Consider the following 19,392-nt stretch of genomic DNA (forward strand, 5'->3'; position numbering starts at 1 on the left):
GTGCGCTGCCTACAAAATCTCCGGAGGACTCATGGCGTTCGGCTGGATCGACGAGCAGGCGGAGCTGCGCCGCCGCGCCGGACTCGTACGGACGCTGCGCCCTCGCCCGGCCGACTCGCCGCTGCTGGATCTGGCCGGCAACGACTACCTGGGCCTGACCCACCACCCCGAGGTCACCGAGGGCGCCGCGCGCGCGGCGCGGACCTGGGGCGGCGGCGCCACCGGCTCCCGGCTCGTCACCGGTACGACCCAGCTGCACGGCGAGCTGGAGCGGGAGCTGGCGGACTTCTGCGGCTTCGAGGCGGCGCTGGTCTTCTCCTCCGGCTACGCGGCCAACCTCGCCGCGGTCACCGCGCTCGGGCCGCACGGCTCGCTCATCGTGTCCGACGCCGGCAACCACGCCTCGCTGATCGACGGCTGCCGGCTGGCCCGCGGCACGACCCAGGTGGTCGCGCACGCCGAACCGGACGCCGTGCGCAAGGCGCTGCGGACGCACGACGGGCCGGCGGTCGTCGTCTCCGACACGGTCTTCTCGGTCGACGGCGACGCGGCCCCGCTGGCCGGGCTCGCCGAGGCGTGCCGGGAGTACGGGGCGGGCCTGGTCGTGGACGACGCGCACGGCCTGGGCGTGCTCGGCGACGGCGGCCGGGGCGCTCCGCACGCGGCGGGGCTGGCCGGCGCCGACGACGTGGTGGTCACGGTGACGCTGTCCAAGTCACTGGGCAGCCAGGGCGGCGCCGTGCTCGGCCCGGCCCGGGTCATCGACCACCTGGTCAACGCGGCCCGGACGTTCATCTTCGACACCGGACTCGCCCCCGCCGCGGCCGGTGCCGCCCTCGCGGCGCTGCGGCTGCTGCGCCGGGAGCCGGAGCGGGCGGCCCGGGCGCGTGCGGTGGCGAGCGAACTGCACGCCCGCCTGACGGCCGCGGGCCATCAGGCGGTGCGTCCGGACGCGGCGGTCGTCTCCGTGCGCGCGCCGTCCCCCGAGGGGGCTCTGCGCTGGGCGGCGGACTGCCGGGCGGCGGGTCTGGCCGTGGGCTGCTTCCGTCCTCCTTCCGTGCCCGACGGCATCTCGCGGCTGCGGCTGACCGCCCGCGCGGATCTCACGGGCGGTCAGATCGAACGCGCTGTACGGGTCATCGGCGAGACACGACCATGAGTCGGCGTGACACGGCCCTGCCGCCGTGGAACTGATGGACGCTGATCAGAACTTGCTCGGTGCTTGCTCGGAACCTGATCGCAACTGTCAGGACCGGATCGCGGCCGTGAAGTCCGCCCAGCTCTCGGGGGAGAAGAGCAGCGCGGGTCCGGCCGGGGCCTTGGAGTCGCGTACGGCGAACAGTCCGGCGCAGGGGCCGGTCAGCGGCCGAGCGGTCTCCACGCAGTTGTTCGCACCCGTGCTGTAACTGCTGCGCAGCCATTGCACGTCGTGCAGTTCGGTACTGGAAGGTACGTTCCGAGGCAGTGCAGTCATGGTGCCTCCTTACGCGCCGTCAGCTAGCCCGGCGATGTAATCCAGCGATTCCTCGGGCGAAAGGGCGTGGATCTGAAGGGTGGTGAAGGCCTCCGTGTACGCCTGGAGGTCTTCTTTCCGTTCGAGGTAGAGGCTACTCGTCAAGTGGTCGAGAACAACCACGTCCAGATCAGAAGTGCGCGAAAATGAGAAAATAACGAAAGGCCCGGTGACTCCGATGTGCGCCCCGGCCGTGAACGGCAGTACCTGCAGCCGCACTTGTGGCAGGCGTCCCGCCTCCACCAGCTGCCACAGCTGCCGGGCCATCACCCCGGGGCCGCCGATCTCCCGGTGCAGCACCGCCTCGTCGAGCACCGCGCTCAGCTCCAGCGGCGGCTCGCCGCGCAGCACGTCCTGCCGGGCCAGCCGCACTTCCACCAGCGTGTCGAGGCGCTCGTCCGTGTCGTCCAGGCCGCCTACCGCGGCCCGGGTCACCTCCCGGGCGTACTCGGGCGTCTGGAGCAGCCCCGGCACCACGGAGGTCTCCAGCGTGCGCATCGCGCTCGCCTGGGACTCCAGGCTGATGAAGTCCCGGTAGGTCGGCGGCAGCACCCCGCGGTAGGCGTGCCACCAGTGGTGCCGGCCCGCGCCGTCGTCGGAGCCCGCCAATACCAGCAGCAACTCCCGTAGTTGGGAGTCGGCGACGGCGTAGGCGTCCAGCAGTAACCGCACATCGGCCGGTTTCACCCCGCTGGCGCCGGTCTCGATCCGGCTGACCTTCGACTGGTGCCAGCCCACCAGCCGCGCCGCCTCACCACTGGTGAGCCCCGCACCGGCGCGCAACGCACGCAGTTCGGCGCCCAGCTTCCGGCGGCGTACCGCGGGACCGTGCTGCATGCGCTACTCCTTACTCCAACCGGGCCGCCCAAATACGCTCTCGCGTCGCAGAGTTCACCGCATCGAGCGACAGATATATGCATATCTTGGTGGATCGCCACCGTGACCGACGCGGTAATGGCAGTCTGGCGAGGAAGCACCAGTCCGGGACCGTACTCGAACCATCCGCTCCGTGTCGGACCGCGGTCCCGTGGGAAAGGGACGACGCCGCCATGGCAGACCATCTGGAAGCATCCGTCACTCTGCCGAGCGATCCCGCCTCGGTCTCCGCGGCCCGCGGCTATGTGGTCAGCACTCTCGAGGAATGGGGACTGCCCGCAGGGACGGACGTGGCCGACACCATCCGGCTCATCGTCTCCGAACTCGCCACCAACGCCGTACAGCACACCCTCGGCCAGTCACCCACCTTCACGGTGGACCTCGAACTGAGCCATGACGAACACCTGCGCATCGGGGTCACCGACAGCCACCCGCGGTTCCCCAAACGACTGCCGGCCGCTGTCCAGCAGGACAACGGCCGCGGTCTGGTCATCATCCGCTGGCTGACCGCCGAGTGCGGCGGCCGACTCAGAGTCAGGCCGACCCGTGAGGGCGGCAAGACGGTCTCCATCGAACTTCCCTGGACCGTACCGGCCCAGCCGGTCACCACCGCCGGTCAGCAGGAGCCCTAGCGAGCGCCCCTGCGGGCGGTACAGCGCTGACCGCCCCGGGAGCGGTCCGGCTCCTCGCGGCGGTCACTCGGGCACCCGTCAGGGCGGCGGCGTGTCAGGGGCGCCACCGCCCTTCGGGTGGCCGGTCAGCTCACCCGGCCGTACCAGACGCTCTTGGTCCAGATCTTCTGCAGCCTCACCACATCCCCGGTCTTCGGGGCGTGCCAGAGCTTCCCCTTCCCGGCGTAGATGCCGACGTGGTAGACGTTCGACCCCGAGTGGAAGAACACGAGGTCGCCGGCCTTGCGGCTCTTGGCGGAGATGTGGCGTGTCTTGTTGTACTGCTGGGCCGCCGTACGAGGCAGCTTCTTGCCCGCCTTCTTGAACGAGTAGAGCGTGAGCCCGCTGCAGTCGAAGCGGTACGGGCCCGTGGCGCCGTACTTGTACGGGGAGCCTTTCTTGGAGGCCGCGACCTGGAGTGCCTTCGTCGCCGGCGTAGCCGCCTCCGCTTCCGCGGAGAGGCCCGGGGCCACGAGCGAACCGCCCACGGCGGCGATGGTCAGAGCCGAAGCCGTACCGGCCCGGGCCATGAGCGACGGGACACGATTGAGCGCAGTCATGCGCAACCCTTCGTCAGCCGCCTGTGAAGGATGACCTGTCGGATTCGGGCTGGCGAAGTTGCCCGGCCGCGATGCGGCTTCACCCCAAGGGCTGCTCGGCACGGACATCCGTGCCGGCGACCCGTCGTGCTCGGGTCCTCCACTCCTGCCGATCCACTCCTGTCGACCGGTCATCCGGGCGGCGGCAGGACTCGGCGTCCGCCCGGATCGCCCCGCCGTGGTGGCGGGGGCTTGTCGTCAGTCAGGGATCTTGGCTCACGGATGTCCGAAAATCCCAACGGAACCGGGGATTTGTGGCGTTACTCACCACTCACCCGTTCGGGTGGACACTGCTCCGTTCGAACCAGCGTCGAGGCTACGGAGGATGCCCGGACCAGCACCGGAACGTCTCTTTCGGGTGAGGGCCTAGCCTCGTTGCGCAACCCTGACGGGCCCACGGCAGGAGACACGACTACGCCGAAAGGGGGTACCTCCTTTGGTCCGTTTCGACTCCGGTCCGGACGCCTCGACGCCATCGCCGAATGGCCGGACCGGGCTCACCTGCGTCAACTGTCCGGGCGAGGCGGCAGCGTGACACGAGCCGTGCGGCGCTCGCCGTCCAACACCCGCAGTGCGCGCGCCGGCGTGGGGCCCGAATGCGCGTCAGTTCCTCGGTCCGGGCCGCCGGATCGCTCGCCCGGCCCCCCACCGGCTTCCGCCCGGCCGGCAGCTCCGGAGGCGGCGCCCTGGGCCCCTGACGGGTCACAGCTCGGTTAACGTGCCCGAAACCCGGTCCAACTAGCCTCCCTCCACGCCACCAGGGACTTTGCCCGTGGCAGCGGCAACCGGGCCCCGCACGGTCCGGAGCGAGGACTGTGAGGTGGGCTGTGCAACTGACCCCGCACGAGCAAGAGAGACTGCTGATCCATGTGGCGGCCGACGTGGCCGAGAAGCGTCGGGCCCGCGGGCTCAGGCTCAACCACCCGGAGGCGGTCGCCCTCATCACCTCGCACATCCTCGAAGGCGCGCGGGACGGCCGTACGGTCGCCGAGCTCATGGCCTCCGGACGCAAGCTGCTCACCCGGGACGACGTCATGGACGGCATCGCGGAGATGATCCACGACGTCCAGGTCGAGGCGACCTTCCCGGACGGCACCAAGCTCGTCACCGTCCACGAACCGATCGTCTGAGGGGGCTGCGATGATTCCCGGAGAGATCCTGTTCGCGGACGAGCCCGTCGTGTTCAACGAGGGCCGCGAGGTCACCCGGCTGACCGTCCTGAACGCCGCCGACCGGCCCGTCCAGGTCGGCTCCCACTACCACTTCGCCGAGGCCAACCCCGGCCTGGACTTCGACCGTGCCGCCGCCCGCGGCAAGCGCCTGAACATCGCCGCCGGCACCGCCGTGCGCTTCGAGCCCGGCATCCCCGTCGACGTCGAACTCGTCCCGCTGGCCGGCGCCCGCGTCGTGCCCGGACTGCGCGGGGAGACCGGAGGTGCCCTCGATGCCTGAGATCTCCCGGGCCGCGTACGCCGACCTGTTCGGCCCGACGACCGGCGACCGGATCCGGCTCGCCGACACCGATCTGCTGGTCGAGATCGAGGAGGACCGCTCCGGCGGTCCCGGACTCTCCGGTGACGAGGCCGTGTTCGGAGGCGGCAAGGTCATCCGCGAGTCCATGGGACAGTCGCGTGCCACGCGCGCCGAAGGCACCCCGGACACGGTGATCACCGGCGCGGTCGTGATCGACCACTGGGGGATCGTCAAGGCGGACGTCGGCATCCGCGACGGACGGATCACCGGCCTCGGCAAGGCGGGCAACCCCGACACCATGGACGGGGTCCACCCCGACCTCGTCATCGGCCCCGAGACCGAGATCATCTCGGGCAACGGCCGGATCCTCACGGCCGGCGCCATCGACGCGCACGTCCACTTCATCTGCCCGCAGATCGCCGACGAGGCGCTGGCGGCGGGGATCACCACGCTGATCGGCGGCGGCACCGGACCGGCCGAGGGCTCCAAGGCGACCACCGTGACGCCGGGGCCCTGGCACCTGGCGCGGATGCTGGAGGCGATGGAGCAGTACCCCCTCAACGTCGGCTTCCTCGGCAAGGGCAACACCGTCTCGCACGAGGCGATGCTGTCGCAGATCCGCGGCGGCGCGATGGGGCTGAAGCTGCACGAGGACTGGGGCTCCACGCCCGCCGTCATCGACGCCTCGCTGACCGTCGCCGACCGCACCGGCATCCAGGTCGCCATCCACACCGACACGTTGAACGAGGCCGGGTTCGTCGGTGACACCCTCGCCGCCATCGGCGGCCGGGGCATCCACGCCTACCACACCGAAGGCGCGGGCGGCGGGCACGCGCCGGACATCATGACCGTGGTCTCCGAGCCGCATGTGCTGCCCAGCTCCACCAACCCGACGCGGCCGTTCACCGTCAACACCGCCGAGGAACACCTCGACATGCTGATGGTGTGCCACCACCTGAACCCCGCGGTGCCGGAGGACCTCGCCTTCGCCGAGTCCCGCATCCGGCCCTCGACCATCGGCGCCGAGGACATCCTGCACGACCTCGGCGCCATCTCGATCATCTCCTCCGACTCGCAGGCCATGGGACGCGTCGGCGAGGTCGTCATGCGGACCTGGCAGACCGCGCATGTGATGAAGGGGCGGCGGGGAGCACTGCCCGGGGACGGGCGCGCGGACAATCTCCGGGTACGGCGGTACGTCGCCAAGTACACGATCAACCCCGCCCTCGCCCAGGGCATCGCCGGGCAGGTCGGGTCCGTGGAGACCGGGAAGCTCGCCGACCTGGTGCTGTGGGAGCCGGCGTTCTTCGGGGTCAAGCCGCACCTGGTCATCAAGGGCGGGCAGATCGCCTACGCGCAGATGGGCGACGCCAACGCCTCCATCCCCACCCCGCAGCCGATCCTGTCGCGCCCCATGTACGGCGCGATCGGCCGCGGCCCGGCCGCCAACTCCCTGAACTTCGTGGCCCCCTTGGCGCTCGAGGACGGGCTGCCCGAGCGGCTGCGGCTCGGCAAGCGGTTCGTGGGGATCGAGTCGACCCGGGGGGTCACCAAGGCCGACATGCGGGAGAACTCCGCCCGGCCCGAGGTGCGGGTGGATCCCGACAGTTTTGCCGTGCACATCGACGGGGAGCTGGTCGAGGCCGCTCCCGCCGCTGAACTGCCCATGGCGCAGCGCTACTTCCTCTTCTGATGTCCAGGGCAGCGCTGCTCGTCCTGGCCGACGGACGGTTCCCCGCCGGGGGCCACGCGCACTCCGGCGGGGCCGAGGCCGCGGTCAAGGCGGGACGGATCACCGGGACCGGGACCCTGGAGGACTTCTGCCGCGGGCGGTTGCACACGGCGGGGCGGGTCGCCGCGGCCCTCGCCGCGTCGGCCGCGCTCGGGGTGGACGCGGTGGCGTTGGACGCGGCCGCGGACGCCCGCACCCCCTCGCCCGCGTTGCGGACCGCCGCGCGGAAGCTGGGGCGGCAGTTGCTGCGGGCCGCCCGGGCCGTCTGGCCCTGCGACGAACTCGACGCGCTGGCGCGGGAGTTCCCCAAGGGGGCACACCAGCCGGTGGTGCTAGGGGTCGCTGCCCGGGCGGCGGGGCTCGGACCGGTGGAGGCGGCGTACTGCGCCGTCTACGAGAGCGTCAGCGGGCCCGCGTCCGCGACCGTACGACTGCTGAGCCTCGATCCGTTCGAGGCCACGGCCGTGCTGGCCCGGCTCGCTCCCGAGCTGGACCGGGTCGTGGACCAGGCGGTACAGGCCGCGCGGGCGGTGGCCGACGAGGGAGTCGACGCGCTGCCCGCCGCGTCCTCGCCGCTGCTGGAGATCGGCGCGGAGGTGCACGCCTCCTGGGCGGTGCGGTTGTTCGCGTCCTGAGATCACACGCAAGGCCGGCCCGACGGGCTGAACGGACCAGGCCGGCAGAGAAGGAGCCGTACATGCATCTCGACCACTCCCACGACGGGCCCGCCGCCCTCAGCGCCGACGCCCGGCGCCCCGACGGCTCCCGCCGTGCCCTGCGGATCGGGCTCGGCGGGCCCGTGGGGTCCGGGAAGACCGCCACCGTCGCAGCCCTCTGCCGGGCCCTGCGCGACGAGTTGTCCCTCGCCGTCGTCACCAACGACATCTACACCCGCGAGGACGCCGAGTTCCTGCTGCGGGAAGCCGTGCTGCCGCCCGAGCGGATCACCGCCGTGGAGACCGGCGCCTGTCCGCACACCGCCATCCGGGACGACATCTCCGCCAACCTCGAAGCCGTCGAGGACCTGGAGGACGAGGTCGGGCCGCTGCAGCTCATCCTCGTGGAGTCCGGCGGGGACAACCTCACGGCGACCTTCTCCAAGGGGCTCGTCGACGCGCAGATCTTCGTGATCGACGTGGCCGGCGGCGACGACATCCCGCGCAAGGGCGGACCCGGCGTGACCACCGCCGATCTGCTCGTCGTCAACAAGACCGACCTCGCCCCCTACGTCGGCTCCGACCTCGCCCGCATGGCGGCCGACGCCAAGGCGCAGCGGGCCGAACTTCCGGTGATCTTCCAGTCGTTGCGCTCCGAGCACGGCGTGCGGGACGTCGCCGCGTGGGTGCGGGCGCAACTCGCCGCGTGGTCGGCGTGATCGCCACCGGCGTCGCCGCCACCGCCCGGATCGGCGCCCGCGACGACGGCCGGGGCGGTACGGCGCTGCCCGTGCTGGAGGGCGAGGGGCCGCTGGCGCTGCGGCGCACCCGGGGGAGCGGGAGCGAGGCCCGGGTCATGCTCGTCGGCGCGATGAGCGGCCCCCTCGGCGGTGACCGCTTCGCCGTCGAGGCCGACGTGGCGCAGGGGGCCCGCCTGCACGTCGGATCCGCCGCCGCGACCATCGCCCTGCCCGGCCAGGCCAAGGGCGACGCCCGCTACGACGTCCGGCTCACCGTCGCCGACGGCGGCGAACTGCGCTGGCTGCCCGAGCAGTTGATCTGCGCCGGCGGCAGCGATCTGTACGTCACCACCCGGGCCGACCTCGGTGCGGGAGCCCGGCTGGTGCTGCGCGAGGAGCAGGTGCTCGGGCGGGTGGGGGAGGAGCCGGGGCGGCTCACCAGCCGGCTGACCGTGCGGATCGCCGGGCGGACCGTCCTGGACCAGGAACTCGCCTGCGGGCCCGGAGCGCCGGGCGGCTGGGACGGGCCCGCCGGACTGGCGGGGCATCGCGCGCTCGGGCAACTCGTCGTCGTACGGCCCGAGTTCGCGGTTGAGCCCGTGACGCCCCGCATCCTCGCCGAGCACGCCGTGCTGGTTCCGCTGGCGGGCCCGGCCGCACTGGTGACCGCCGTGGCGCCGGACGCGCGGGTGCTGCGTCAGGTGCTGGACCGGGCGCTGGGGGCGCTCACTGCGTGAACCGCCCGGCCCTGCGCCGTCGGAGGGCTCAGCCGAGCGGCATCTTCCGGAACCTGCGCCGGGGGCCGCTCGCCTCGGCCTCCTTCGCCTTGACCACGGCCGCGTACTCGTCGACGTACTCCTGCTCGGAGAGCGACAGGATGGCGTACATGATCTCGTCGGTGATGGCGCGCAGGACCGCCTTCTCGTTCTCCATCCCCGCGTAGCGGGAGAAGTCCAGGGGCTCGCCGAAGCGGATGACCACCGGGTGGATGTGGGGGATGACCTTGCCGGGCGGCTGGGCCTCGAAGGTGCCGATCATCGCGCAGGGGATCACCGGGACCCCGGCCTTCAGCGCCATCACGGCCACGCCCACCTTGCCCTTGTACAGGCGGCCGTCGTGCGAGCGGGTGCCCTCCGGGTAGATGCCCAGCAACTCGTCCTTGCTCAGTACCCCGAGGCCCTCGCGGATGGCGGCCTGGCCCGCGTCCTTGCCGGAGCGGTCGACCGGGATCTGCCCCGCGCTGCGGAAGAAGAAGGCCGTGAGACGGCCCTTGATGCCGGGGCCGGTGAAGTACTCGGCCTTGGCCAGGAAGGTGATGCGCCGCTTCAGGATCGCGGGCATCAGGAAGTGGTCCGAGAAGGAGAGGTGGTTGCCCGCGACGATCGCCGCCCCGGACGACGGAACGTGTCCGAGGCCCTCGATGCGCGGGCGGAAGACCAGTCTCAGCAAGGGGCCCAGCAACACGTACTTGAGCAGGTAGTAGAACAAAGAGGCGCTCCTCTACGTGCTGGTCAACCGGCGTGTTGTGGGGGTGTCAGTGTAGGCGCAGGCAGGGGCGCCCGTAACCGGGCCGGGACGACTGGCGCAGACCTTTCCGGCGACCTTGACAGCGGCGGCCGTGCTCACTCGACCGGTTCGGTGAGCGACTGCTCGGCCCAGATGATCTTCCCTTCGGGGGCGAAGCGCGTGCCCCAGCGCTGGGCGAACTGGGACACCAGCAGCAGTCCCCGGCCGCCCTCGTCCGTGGCGCGGGGATGGCGCAGATGGGGTGCGGAGGCGCCGCCGTCGAAGACCTCGCAGATCAGCGAGCGTTCCTTGATCAGCCGCAGCCGGATGGGCCCAGAGGCGTGCCGTATGGCGTTGGTGACCAGCTCGCTGACGACCAGCTCGGTGGTGAAGGCCAGCGGCTCCAGACCCCACTCGGTGAGCTGGCGGGTGGCGCTCTTGCGGGCCTCGGCGACCATGGCGGGGTCGCTCGGCAGGTCCCAGTCCGCGACCTGGCCGTCACCGAGCAGCCGGGTGCGGGCCATCAGCAGCACCACGTCGTCGCGCGGCCGTACCGGCACCAGTTCGTCGACCACGGCACGGGAGTGCAGCGCGAGCGAGGCCGCCGGGCGCTCCAGGGCCGGCCGCAGCCGGTCCGGGTCCGTGTCGACGGCCCACGAGTCCCCGCGGGCCAGCAGACCGTCCGTGTACAGGGCGAGGACGCTGCCCTCGGCGAGGACCATCTCGACCGACTCGAACGGCGGGCCGCCGATGCCCAGCGGCGGGCCCTGCGGCAGATCGACGAAGGTGACCTCCCCGTCGGGCAGCACCACGGCCGGGGTGGGATGGCCCGCGGCGGCCATGGTGCACTGCCCGTCGACCGGGTCGTACACCGCGTACACGCACCCGGATCCCACCGCCCGCATGCTGCCGGAGCCCTCCGTGTCCGGGGCCACGCCGTCGTCCCGGGCCGACCGTCCGACCAGGTCGTCGAGGTGGGCCAGCACCTCCTCGGGCCGCAGGTCCAGCGCGGCGAGCGTCCGTACGGCCGTACGCAGCCGGCCCATGGCCGCGGCGGCGCCGATGCCGTGCCCCGGGACCTCGCCCACCACCAGGGCGACCCGCGCCCCGGACAGCGGCACCACGTCGTACCAGTCGCCGCCGAGGCCGGTCAGCTCGTCGGCGGGCCGGTAGCAGGCGGCGACCTCCACGGCGTCCTGGTCGGACAGCCGGTGGGGGAGCAGGCTGCGCTGAAGGACGAGGGCCGCGTCCCGTTCGCGGGTGTAGCGGCGGGCGTTGTCCACGCAGACCGCGGCCCGCGACACCAGGTCCTCGGCGAGCCGCAGATCGTCCTCGTCGAACGGCTCCTGGCGGCCCCGCCGGAAGAACGTGGTGATGCCCAGGGTCACGCCCCGGGCCCGGACCGGCACGATCATCACGCTGTGCAGGCCCAGCTCCCGGAAGGTGGCCTCCCGGCCGAGCACGTCCGTCGCCCACTCCCGGGCCAGCGGATCCAGCTGTTCCGCGCGCCAGGAGCTGCCCGTGGTCAGACAGCGGATCGGCGGCGATCCGGCCAGATAGGTGGCGACCGAGCCGATGCCGACGGCCCCGTCCTCGTGCACCGAGCGATGGCCCGCCCGGCGCAGCTCCACCGGCTCGCTGTCGCTCAGCGGCCCCGGCGCCGGTTCCCCGCCGCGGATCACCGACTCCAGCAGGTCCACCCGGGCCAGGTCGGCGAAGCCGGGCACGGCCACGTCGGCCAGCTCCTGGGCGGTGTGCACCACGTCCAGGGTGCGGCCGATGTGCCGGCCCGCCTTGTCCAGCAGGGCGAGCCGCCCGCGGGCCCGGTGCCGCTCGCTGACGTCGACGACCGTGTAGTACACGCCCATCGCCCGGCCCCGGTCGTCGTCCAGCCGGGTGAACGACATCATGTGCGCCGTCTCCCGGTGCGGGGCGGAGCGCACCCGGCCCAGGTGTTCGTACCCGACCACCGGCTCCCCGGTCTCCAGCACGCGCCGCATCTGTGCCTCGACGCCCGCCGCGTCCAGACCGGGCTGTATGTCGCCCAGCCGCCGCCCGAGCCGCTGGTGGGCCGGTCCGCCGCCGAACTGCTCCAGCGCGGCGTTGGACCACACGAACCGCAGGTCCGTGTCGACGATCGCTATGCCGACGGGCGAGCGGGCCACCATCTGCTCCAGCACCGGCCGGCTCATGTTCCAGCCGGGCTCCTGCTCCATCTCCGACAGCAGCGCCAGCCAGCGGGCCGGACCGCCCGGCTCCGGCGCCGCCACGACCCGCACCATGACCCGTACCTCACGGCCGTCCGCCCGCCGGGCGGTCAGCAGCCCGGCCCAGCCGCCGTCCCGGCGACAGCGTTCGGCCAATTCGGGGACGCGGGCCGCGTCCCCGGCCGCCAGCAGCCCCGAGACCGGCCGGCCCACCACCTCCGCCGCCGGGTACGCGAACAGCCGCTGGGCCCCGCTGGTCCAGCAGGTCACCAGCCCCTGGGCGTCGAGCAGCACGGGGGCGGCATCGGCCACGTCGAACCGATGCCGCTCCGCGGCGTGCTCCTCGTGTGTGCCCACGGCCGACCTCTCCGTCGCTGGGTTCGCTGAGAGCGGTCCACGTCAGTGGTCTACCACCTCTGATCCCAGTGTTCACCCTCGCAGCGAGGAGCAAAGACGGCCACCGCGCGGATCAGACCTGCCCGAGCACCTTCTCCAGCGAGGCGAGTGCCCCGGTCAGCTCCTCCGCGGTGATCGTCAGCGGGGGTGCGAGCCGGATGGTGGAGCCGTGGGTGTCCTTGACCAGCACACCCTCCCGCATCAGCCGCTCACCGATCTCCCGCCCGCTGCCCACGGCCGGGTCGACGTCCACGCCCGCCCACAGGCCGCGCGTGCGGAAGCCGACGACACCCTTGCCGACCAGCTCCCGCAGACCGCCCCGCAGGACCACGCCCAGCTCGGCCGCCCGGCGCTGGAATTCACCCGTCTCCAGCAGTTCCACCACCGCGGTGCCGACCGCGGCGGCCAGCGGGTTGCCGCCGAACGTCGAGCCGTGCTCGCCGGGCCGCAGCACCCCGAGCACCTCCCGCCGGGCCACCACCGCGGACACCGGGACGATGCCGCCGCCGAGCGCCTTGCCGAGGAGCAGCATGTCGGGGACGACCGCCTCGTGCTCGACGGCGAGGGTGCGGCCGGTGCGGCCGAGGCCCGACTGGATCTCGTCCGCGACGAACAGACAGCCCTTGCGCCGGGTCAGCTCCCGCACCCCGGCCAGATAGCCGTCGTCCGGGATGAGCACGCCCGCCTCACCCTGGATGGGCTCGATGAGCACCGCCGCCGTGGTGTCGTCGACGGCCTCCTCCAGCGCGGCCAGGTCGTTGTACGGCACGATCCGGAAACCCGGGGTGAAGGGCCCGAAGCCGGCGCGGGCGGTCTCGTCGGTGGAGAAGCTGACGATCGTCGTCGTACGGCCGTGGAAGTTGTCCGCCGCGACCACGATCGTGGCCCGGTCGGCCGGGACGCCCTTGACCTCGTACGCCCACTTGCGGGCCACCTTGACGGCGCTCTCGACCGCCTCGGCGCCGGTGTTCATGGGCAGCACCATGTCCAGACCGGTCAGCGCGGCGAGGCGTTCGGCGAACTCGGCGAGCCGGTCGTTGTGGAAGGCGCGCGAGGTCAGCGTGAGCCGGTCCAGCTGGCGGTGGGCGGCCTCGATCAGGCCGGGGTGGCGGTGGCCGAAGTTGAGCGCCGAGTAACCGGCCAGCATGTCGAGGTACCGGCGGCCCTCGACGTCCTCCACCCAGGTGCCCTCGGCGCGCGCGACGACGACCGGCAGCGGGTGGTAGTTGTGCGCGAGGACGGGCTCCTCGGCACGGATCAGGTCGGCGGAGGAACGGGTGCGCGCGGGTGCGGTCATGAGCGGATCTCCTGGGTGCAGCACTTGATGCCGCCGCCGGCCTTGAGCAGCTCGGACAGGTCGACGGGGACGGGGACGTAGCCGCGCAGGGCGAGCTGGTCGGCGAGGGCGGTCGCGCCCGGGGCGATGAAGACGTGCAGGCCGTCGGAGACGGAGTTCAGGCCGAAGGCCATCGCGTCCTCGCGGGTCGCCAGGACGGCGTCCGGGTACAGGCGCCGCAGCACCTCGCGGCTGCCCGGCGAGAACGCCTCCGGGTAGTAGGCGATGTTCTCCTCACGGCCGTCGTCGAGCACGAAGAGCGCGGTGTCGAGGTGGTAGAAGTACGGGTCCACCAGCGTCAGCCCGATCACCGGGACGCCGAAGAACTCCTGCACCTCGCGATGGGCCTCGCGGGTCGTGCGGAAGCCGGTGCCGGCCAGCACGTACCGGCCCGTGGGGACCAGGTCGCCCTCGCCCTCGCACACCGACTCCGGGCGGTAGACGTCGAATCCGGACGCCTTGAACCAGGTGTCGTAGTGGGTGGACTCGGGGCGGCGCTCGGGGGCGTGGAAGAGGGAGCCGAAGACCCGGCCGTCGACGGTGACCGCGCAGTTGGCGGCGAAGACCATGTCGGGCAGGCCGGGGACGGGCTCCACCGACTCGACGGTGTGGCCGTGGGAGCGGTAGGCGCGGATCAGCGACTGCCACTGCTCCTGGGCCAGATCGACGTCGACCCGGGTGTCGGGTTGCATCCAGGGATTGATCGCGTACTGGACGGCGAAGTGTCTGGGTTCGCAGACGAGAAAGCGCCGTCGGCGCTGCACACGGCTTTCGGGCACAGAGGGGTTCCTCCGCTTCCTGCGGTGTGGATGGGGTTGACACCACGGTAGGAAGTGACGGAGACGCCCGACAAGGAACAAGAGCTGCGTGTTCACGCAGGAATGCTGCGTATTTTCGCCGCTCAGCGCACGACTGCTGCGCCTTCGGGTGCCGGGTGACTGGCGCCCGCCTCCGGGCTGTCCGGGAGGAGGTGGGACAGCACCATCACGCTGATCGTCTTGCGGATGAACGGCTCGACGCGGATCCGCTCCAGCACCTCCTCGAAGTGCTCCACGTCCCGCGCCCGCACGTGCAGCAGCGCGTCCGCGCCGCCGGTCACCGTCATCGCCGCGGTGATCTCCGGATGGTTGCGGACCACCTCCGCCAGCCGCCGCGGCGGGGCCGCGCCCTCGCAGTACACCTCGACGTACGCCTCCGTGCGCCAGCCCAGCGCCGACGGCTTCACCGTGGCCGTGAACCCGGTGATCACCCCGGACTCCCGCAGCCGGTCCACCCGCCGCTTGACCGCAGTGGAGGACAGCCCGACCTCCGCGCCGATCTCGGCGAAACTGCACCTGGCATTCGCCATCAGGGCGGTGAGGATCTTCCGGTCGAGCTCGTCGAAGGGCGTGGGCCTGCTGTTCATGGCCGCACCCTATCCAGCGGGAATGTCCGACCTCGGCCCGTGTGCAGGCGTACGAATTGCTCCTACACTCCACGTTCATGCTGCGCGCCCTGGCTGTCGACGACGAAAGCCCTTCGCTGGAGGAACTGCTGTTCCTCCTCAACGCCGATCCCCGGATCGGCAGCGCGGAGGGCGCGGGGGACGCCACCGTGGCGCTGCGCCGGATCAACCGCGCCCTGGAATCGGGGCCGGGCGGGCCCGAGGCGATCGACGTGGTGTTCCTCGACATCAACATGCCCGGCCTCGACGGACTCGACCTGGCCCGGCTGCTCACCGGGTTCGCCAAGCCGCCGCTGGTCGTGTTCGTCACCGCGCACGAGGACTTCGCCGTCCAGGCCTTCGACCTCAAGGCCGTCGACTACGTCCTCAAACCGGTCCGCAAGGAGCGGCTCGCCGAGGCGGTCCGCCGGGCCGCCGAACTCATCGGTACCGGCCCCCGCATACCCGTCCACGAGCCCGACCCCGACCACATACCCGTCGAACTCGGCGGCGTGACCCGGTTCGTCTCCGTCGATGACATCACCCATGCCGAGGCCCAGGGCGACTACGCCCGGCTGCACACCGACAAGGGCAGCCATCTCGTCCGTATCCCGCTGTCCACCCTGGAGGAGCGCTGGCGCTCCCGCGGCTTCGTCCGCATCCACCGCCGCCATCTGGTCGCCCTGCGCCACATCGGCGAACTCCGCCTGGACGCGGGCTCGGTGAGCGTCCTGGTCGGCACCGAGGAGCTCCAGGTCAGCAGGCGGCACGCGCGCGAGCTGCGGGACCTGCTGATGAGGAGGACCTGACGGTGCCCGGCCAGGACCCCGCCGAGCGCCGCGTCGTCGTCACCGGCCCGCCCCGCCGCACCCCCGCGTCCGGCTACTACCGCCCGCGCACCGAGATCGACGAGCAGACCACCCTCGGCCACACCTACGTCCGCTCCCTGATGCGCTCCCAGCTGCGCGCCGCCCTCGCCGTGGTCGCCGTCCTCGCCCTGCTCATCGGCCCGCTGCCGCTGCTGTTCGCCACCGTCCCGGACTCCGACCGCCTGGAATGGACGGTCCTCGGCTTCGGCCTGTACGCCCCGCTCGTGCTGCTGGCCCGCTGGTACGTACGGCGCGCCGAACGCAACGAGCGGGACCTCGTCCGCCTCGTCGAGGACCAGGACCGCTGAGGGCCGACGGACCGTGAACGAGAACTACGCCGTCCCCGCCGTCGCGCTCGTCGTCCTGGCGACCGTCTTCGTCGGCGCCTTCGGCCTGCGCATCTCCCGCACCACCTCCGACTTCTACGTCGCCTCCCGCACCGTCGGCCCCCGCCTGAACGCGGCCGCCATCAGCGGCGAGTACCTCTCCGCCGCGTCCTTCCTCGGCATCGCGGGCCTGGTCCTGGTCCAGGGCCCCGACATGCTCTGGTACCCGGTCGGCTACACCGCCGGCTATCTGGTCCTGCTGCTCTTCGTCGCCGCCCCGCTGCGCCGCTCCGGCGCCTACACGCTCCCCGACTTCGCCGAGGCCCGGCTCGGCTCCTCGGCGGTACGGCGGCTGGCCGGGGCCTTCGTGGTGGGGGTCGGCTGGCTCTATCTGCTGCCCCAGCTGCAGGGCGCCGGGCTGACGCTGACCGTGCTCACCGGCGCGCCCGACTGGCTCGGCGGGGTGATCGTGGCGGTCGTGGTGGTGGCCATCGTCGCCGCGGGCGGCATGCGCAGCATCACCTTCGTGCAGGCCTTCCAGTACTGGCTGAAGCTCACCGCCCTGCTGGTGCCCGTGCTGTTCCTGGTCCTCGCCTGGCAGCGCGACGGCGCCCCGCACCACGCCTTCGACGAACCCGCCGCCTTCCGCGAGCAGCGCACCGTCCGCGTCGACGACAGCCTGGAGCTGCGCCTGGAGCGTCCGCTGACCGTCACCGTGAGCGGCACCGTCGACGGCCGCCCGCACGAGGACCAGCGGCTCGAACTCCCCGTCGGCACCCACCGCATCGAGGCCGGTACCCGGATGACGTTCGCCGCGGGCGCCGCCGTCCCGGAGGCCGAACGCGACGGCGACGGGGGCCTGTCGCCCTCCCAGGCCGAGAGCCGCGGCGAACGCCCGCTGTACGCGACGTACGGGCTGATCCTCGCCACCTTCCTCGGCACCATGGGCCTGCCGCACGTCGTCGTCCGCTTCTACACCAGTCCGCACGGCGTCGCCGCCCGCCGCACCACCGTCGCCGTCCTCGGCCTGATCGGCGCCTTCTACCTGCTGCCCCCGGTCTACGGCGCCCTCGGCCGGCTCTACGCCCCCGAACTGACCCTCACCGGCGACGCGGACGCCGCCGTGCTGCTGCTGCCGGAGCGGATGATCGGGGGCCTGGGCGGCGACCTGCTCGGCGCGCTGGTCGCCGGGGGCGCCTTCGCCGCGTTCCTGTCGACCGCCTCGGGACTGACCATGGCCGTCGCGGGCGTCCTCACCCAGGACGTCCTCCCCTCGCGCGGCGTACGGCACTTCAGGCTCGGCACGCTCCTCGCGATGGCGGTACCGCTCGCGGCGAGCGCCCTGGTCGGCGGGCTGCCGGTGGCCGACGCCGTGGGCCTCGCCTTCGCGGTGTCCGCGTCCTCCTTCTGCCCGCTGCTGGTGCTCGGCATCTGGTGGCGCCGGCTCACCCCGCCGGGGGCGGCCGCCGGGATGCTGGTGGGCGGCGGCTCCGCCCTGCTCGCCGTCGCCGCGACCATGGCCGGGCTGCCCGGCACCGGCGCCCTGCACGCCCTGCTGGCCTGGCCGGCCCTCTGGTCGGTGCCGCTGGGCTTCCTCACGATGACCCTGGTCTCCCTGGCCACCCCGAGCCGGGTCCCACCCGGCACGGCATCCATCCTGGCCCGCTTCCACCTGCCGGAGGAGCTGGCGGAGGTGAAGACATGAGCGGTGTGGCAGTGCCCCGGAGGGGCGCGGGGCCGTGTCAGGTGCGGCTCCGCCGCGTGGGCGCGATCAGCCACGACGCCGCCGCAACCGGCCGACGGCCTGTCCCGGCTCTCCCCGCGGAGCGCCGCGCGGAGGTGAAGGCATGAACGGTGTGAGCATGAGCGGATTCATCGCCGGGCTGTGCGTGGCGATCCTGCCGTTGCTGGCGGCGGGGTTCTGGCTGGGCCGCCGTACCGCGCGGCCCGAGAACCAGGGCGGGCTCGGTACGCCGGTCGAGCACGCCACCTTCGAGACCCTGCACACCGCCTCCCTCGCCGCGCCTCCGCTGCGGGCCGGACTGACCGAGGAGACCGCCCGCAAGTCGGCCCGCAGGCTGCGCTCCCTGCTCGGCACGGACGCCCTGTGCCTGACCGACCGGAAAGGCGTGCTGGCCTGGGACGGCGTCGGCGCGCACCACCGCGCCGAGATCATGGAACGGCTCGCGGGACCGCTGGAGTCCGGCCGCGGCGAGGCGTTCCCGCTGACCTGCGACACCCCCGACTGCCCCCTGCGCTGGGCGGTCGTCACCCCCCTCACCGTCGACGACCGCGTCCACGGCGCCCTGGTCGCCTGCGCGCCCCGCGAGTCCGCGGTCCTGGTCCGCGCGGCCGGGGAGGTCGCGCGCTGGGTCTCCGTCCAGCTGGAGCTGGCCGACCTCGACCAGTCCCGGACCCGCCTGATCGAGGCCGAGATCAGGGCGCTGCGGGCCCAGATCTCCCCGCACTTCATCTTCAACTCGCTCGCGGTGATCGCCAGCTTCGTCCGCACCGACCCCGAGCGCGCCCGCGAACTGCTCCTGGAGTTCGCCGACTTCACCCGCTACTCGTTCCGCAGGCACGGCGACTTCACCACCCTCGCCGACGAACTCCACGCCATCGACCACTACCTGGCGCTGGTGCGGGCCCGTTTCGGCGCCCGCCTCTCCGTGACCCTCCAGATCGCCCCGGAGGTCCTCCCGGTCGCGCTGCCCTTCCTCTGCCTCCAGCCGCTGGTCGAGAACGCCGTCAAGCACGGTCTGGAGGGCAGGACCGACAAGTGCCGGATCAGCATCACCGCCCAGGACGCGGGGGCGGAGGCCCTGGTCGTCATCGAGGACGACGGCGTGGGCATGGACCCCGTCCTGCTGCGCCGCATCCTCGCCGGGGAGGTCAGCCCGTCCGGCGGGATCGGCCTGTCCAACGTCGACGACCGGCTCCGGCAGGTCTACGGGGACGACTACGGACTCGTCATCGAGACCGCCGTGGGAGCGGGGATGAAGGTCACCGCCCGGCTGCCCAAGTACCAGCCGGGCGTGCACTCAGCGGGCCGGCTGACCGGCGCCTGAG

The 19,392-nt window shown here is 72.5% G+C and carries 20 protein-coding genes and 1 riboswitch; of the genes, 12 read left to right on the forward strand and 8 right to left on the reverse strand.

The window, feature by feature from the left end; all coding sequences use genetic code 11:
- Positions 1–31 precede the first annotated feature (31 nt).
- Complete coding sequence (locus ACFYW5_RS16060; protein ID WP_389417601.1) at positions 32–1,159, forward strand: 8-amino-7-oxononanoate synthase; 1,128 nt, start codon at positions 32–34, stop codon at positions 1,157–1,159.
- Between the two features lie 87 nt (positions 1,160–1,246).
- Here ACFYW5_RS16060 and ACFYW5_RS16065 read toward each other — a convergent pair whose 3' ends face one another.
- Both ACFYW5_RS16065 and ACFYW5_RS16070 read right to left on the reverse strand, forming a co-directional pair.
- Positions 1,247–1,474 carry a DUF397 domain-containing protein gene (locus tag ACFYW5_RS16065; RefSeq protein WP_389417602.1) on the reverse strand — a complete coding sequence of 76 codons (228 nt, stop codon included), beginning with the start codon at positions 1,472–1,474 and terminating at the stop codon, positions 1,247–1,249.
- Between the two features lie 9 nt (positions 1,475–1,483).
- Complete coding sequence (locus tag ACFYW5_RS16070; protein ID WP_389417603.1) at positions 1,484–2,350, reverse strand: helix-turn-helix domain-containing protein; 867 nt, start codon at positions 2,348–2,350, stop codon at positions 1,484–1,486.
- Positions 2,351–2,562: 212 nt separating this feature from the next.
- On the opposite strand from ACFYW5_RS16070, the gene ACFYW5_RS16075 reads away from it, so the two are divergent.
- On the forward strand, positions 2,563–3,021 hold the full coding sequence (locus ACFYW5_RS16075; RefSeq protein WP_389417604.1) for an ATP-binding protein: 459 nt from the start codon (positions 2,563–2,565) through the stop codon (positions 3,019–3,021).
- Positions 3,022–3,146: 125 nt separating this feature from the next.
- Here ACFYW5_RS16075 and ACFYW5_RS16080 read toward each other — a convergent pair whose 3' ends face one another.
- A complete protein-coding gene (locus ACFYW5_RS16080) occupies positions 3,147–3,620 on the reverse strand; it encodes a C40 family peptidase (RefSeq protein ID WP_389417605.1) in 474 nt (157 codons plus the stop codon).
- 3 nt (positions 3,621–3,623) lie between these two features.
- Positions 3,624–3,827, reverse strand: a riboswitch (cyclic di-AMP (ydaO/yuaA leader).
- A gap of 659 nt (positions 3,828–4,486) precedes the next feature.
- Between ACFYW5_RS16080 and ACFYW5_RS16085 the strand changes: the two genes are divergently transcribed.
- From ACFYW5_RS16085 to ACFYW5_RS16110, 6 genes are all read left to right on the forward strand, one after another.
- Complete coding sequence (locus tag ACFYW5_RS16085) at positions 4,487–4,789, forward strand: urease subunit gamma (RefSeq protein ID WP_389417606.1); 303 nt, start codon at positions 4,487–4,489, stop codon at positions 4,787–4,789.
- Positions 4,790–4,799: 10 nt separating this feature from the next.
- On the forward strand, positions 4,800–5,111 hold the full coding sequence (locus ACFYW5_RS16090) for an urease subunit beta (protein ID WP_328869781.1): 312 nt from the start codon (positions 4,800–4,802) through the stop codon (positions 5,109–5,111).
- The gene (locus tag ACFYW5_RS16095) at positions 5,104–6,825 is read left to right on the forward strand and encodes an urease subunit alpha (protein WP_389417607.1); all 1,722 of its coding nucleotides are present in this window, start codon (positions 5,104–5,106) and stop codon (positions 6,823–6,825) included. Before ACFYW5_RS16090 ends, ACFYW5_RS16095 begins: the two co-directional genes overlap by 8 nt.
- A complete protein-coding gene (locus ACFYW5_RS16100; RefSeq protein WP_389417608.1) occupies positions 6,825–7,499 on the forward strand; it encodes an urease accessory protein UreF in 675 nt (224 codons plus the stop codon). Before ACFYW5_RS16095 ends, ACFYW5_RS16100 begins: the two co-directional genes overlap by 1 nt.
- 62 nt (positions 7,500–7,561) lie before the next feature.
- Entirely contained in the window at positions 7,562–8,239 is a 678-nt protein-coding gene (gene ureG / locus ACFYW5_RS16105) for an urease accessory protein UreG (protein WP_389417609.1), read from the forward strand.
- Complete coding sequence (locus ACFYW5_RS16110) at positions 8,236–8,997, forward strand: urease accessory protein UreD (protein ID WP_389417972.1); 762 nt, start codon at positions 8,236–8,238, stop codon at positions 8,995–8,997. Before ureG ends, ACFYW5_RS16110 begins: the two co-directional genes overlap by 4 nt.
- A gap of 28 nt (positions 8,998–9,025) precedes the next feature.
- Here ACFYW5_RS16110 and ACFYW5_RS16115 read toward each other — a convergent pair whose 3' ends face one another.
- From ACFYW5_RS16115 to ACFYW5_RS16135, 5 genes are all read right to left on the reverse strand, one after another.
- Positions 9,026–9,748: a lysophospholipid acyltransferase family protein gene (locus ACFYW5_RS16115; protein WP_389417610.1), complete on the reverse strand. Its 723-nt coding sequence runs from the start codon at positions 9,746–9,748 to the stop codon at positions 9,026–9,028.
- A 134-nt stretch (positions 9,749–9,882) separates the two neighbouring features.
- Positions 9,883–12,330 (reverse strand): SpoIIE family protein phosphatase, encoded by a 2,448-nt coding sequence (locus ACFYW5_RS16120; protein WP_389417611.1) that lies wholly within the window; start codon positions 12,328–12,330, stop codon positions 9,883–9,885.
- Positions 12,331–12,442: 112 nt separating this feature from the next.
- A complete protein-coding gene (gene rocD, locus ACFYW5_RS16125; protein WP_389417612.1) occupies positions 12,443–13,666 on the reverse strand; it encodes an ornithine--oxo-acid transaminase in 1,224 nt (407 codons plus the stop codon).
- A complete protein-coding gene (ddaH, locus tag ACFYW5_RS16130; protein ID WP_389417613.1) occupies positions 13,663–14,484 on the reverse strand; it encodes a dimethylargininase in 822 nt (273 codons plus the stop codon). Before ddaH ends, rocD begins: the two co-directional genes overlap by 4 nt.
- 122 nt (positions 14,485–14,606) lie before the next feature.
- Positions 14,607–15,110, reverse strand: coding sequence for an Lrp/AsnC family transcriptional regulator (locus ACFYW5_RS16135; protein WP_389417614.1), 504 nt, complete (start codon positions 15,108–15,110; stop codon positions 14,607–14,609).
- 77 nt (positions 15,111–15,187) lie between these two features.
- On the opposite strand from ACFYW5_RS16135, the gene ACFYW5_RS16140 reads away from it, so the two are divergent.
- The 4 genes from ACFYW5_RS16140 to ACFYW5_RS16155 all read left to right on the forward strand — a co-directional run bounded on the left by ACFYW5_RS16140 (position 15,188) and on the right by ACFYW5_RS16155 (position 19,391).
- Positions 15,188–15,937, forward strand: coding sequence for a LytR/AlgR family response regulator transcription factor (locus tag ACFYW5_RS16140; protein ID WP_389417615.1), 750 nt, complete (start codon positions 15,188–15,190; stop codon positions 15,935–15,937).
- A 2-nt stretch (positions 15,938–15,939) separates the two neighbouring features.
- Entirely contained in the window at positions 15,940–16,305 is a 366-nt protein-coding gene (locus ACFYW5_RS16145) for a hypothetical protein (protein WP_389417616.1), read from the forward strand.
- A 13-nt stretch (positions 16,306–16,318) separates the two neighbouring features.
- Positions 16,319–18,028 (forward strand): cation acetate symporter, encoded by a 1,710-nt coding sequence (locus tag ACFYW5_RS16150; protein ID WP_389417617.1) that lies wholly within the window; start codon positions 16,319–16,321, stop codon positions 18,026–18,028.
- Between the two features lie 157 nt (positions 18,029–18,185).
- Positions 18,186–19,391 carry a sensor histidine kinase gene (locus ACFYW5_RS16155; RefSeq protein ID WP_389417618.1) on the forward strand — a complete coding sequence of 402 codons (1,206 nt, stop codon included), beginning with the start codon at positions 18,186–18,188 and terminating at the stop codon, positions 19,389–19,391.
- Position 19,392 lies beyond the last annotated feature (1 nt).

It is taken from the genome of Streptomyces sp. NPDC002779 (assembly GCF_042888685.1).
Classification (GTDB): Bacteria; Actinomycetota; Actinomycetes; order Streptomycetales; family Streptomycetaceae; genus Streptomyces.

Excerpts from the sequence above, each read along its gene's own strand:
- ACFYW5_RS16060 (WP_389417601.1), top strand. The coding sequence starts at position 32 with ATGGCGTTCGGCTGGATCGACGAGCAGGCGGAGCTGCGCCGCCGCGCC.
- ACFYW5_RS16065 (WP_389417602.1), bottom strand. The coding sequence starts at position 1,474 with ATGACTGCACTGCCTCGGAACGTACCTTCCAGTACCGAACTGCACGAC.
- ACFYW5_RS16070 (WP_389417603.1), bottom strand. The coding sequence starts at position 2,350 with ATGCAGCACGGTCCCGCGGTACGCCGCCGGAAGCTGGGCGCCGAACTG.
- ACFYW5_RS16075 (WP_389417604.1), top strand. The coding sequence starts at position 2,563 with ATGGCAGACCATCTGGAAGCATCCGTCACTCTGCCGAGCGATCCCGCC.
- ACFYW5_RS16080 (WP_389417605.1), bottom strand. The coding sequence starts at position 3,620 with ATGACTGCGCTCAATCGTGTCCCGTCGCTCATGGCCCGGGCCGGTACG.
- ACFYW5_RS16090 (WP_328869781.1), top strand. The coding sequence starts at position 4,800 with ATGATTCCCGGAGAGATCCTGTTCGCGGACGAGCCCGTCGTGTTCAAC.
- ACFYW5_RS16095 (WP_389417607.1), top strand. The coding sequence starts at position 5,104 with ATGCCTGAGATCTCCCGGGCCGCGTACGCCGACCTGTTCGGCCCGACG.
- ACFYW5_RS16100 (WP_389417608.1), top strand. The coding sequence starts at position 6,825 with ATGTCCAGGGCAGCGCTGCTCGTCCTGGCCGACGGACGGTTCCCCGCC.
- ureG (WP_389417609.1), top strand. The coding sequence starts at position 7,562 with ATGCATCTCGACCACTCCCACGACGGGCCCGCCGCCCTCAGCGCCGAC.
- rocD (WP_389417612.1), bottom strand. The coding sequence starts at position 13,666 with ATGACCGCACCCGCGCGCACCCGTTCCTCCGCCGACCTGATCCGTGCC.
- ACFYW5_RS16135 (WP_389417614.1), bottom strand. The coding sequence starts at position 15,110 with ATGAACAGCAGGCCCACGCCCTTCGACGAGCTCGACCGGAAGATCCTC.
- ACFYW5_RS16140 (WP_389417615.1), top strand. The coding sequence starts at position 15,188 with ATGCTGCGCGCCCTGGCTGTCGACGACGAAAGCCCTTCGCTGGAGGAA.
- ACFYW5_RS16155 (WP_389417618.1), top strand. The coding sequence starts at position 18,186 with ATGAGCGGATTCATCGCCGGGCTGTGCGTGGCGATCCTGCCGTTGCTG.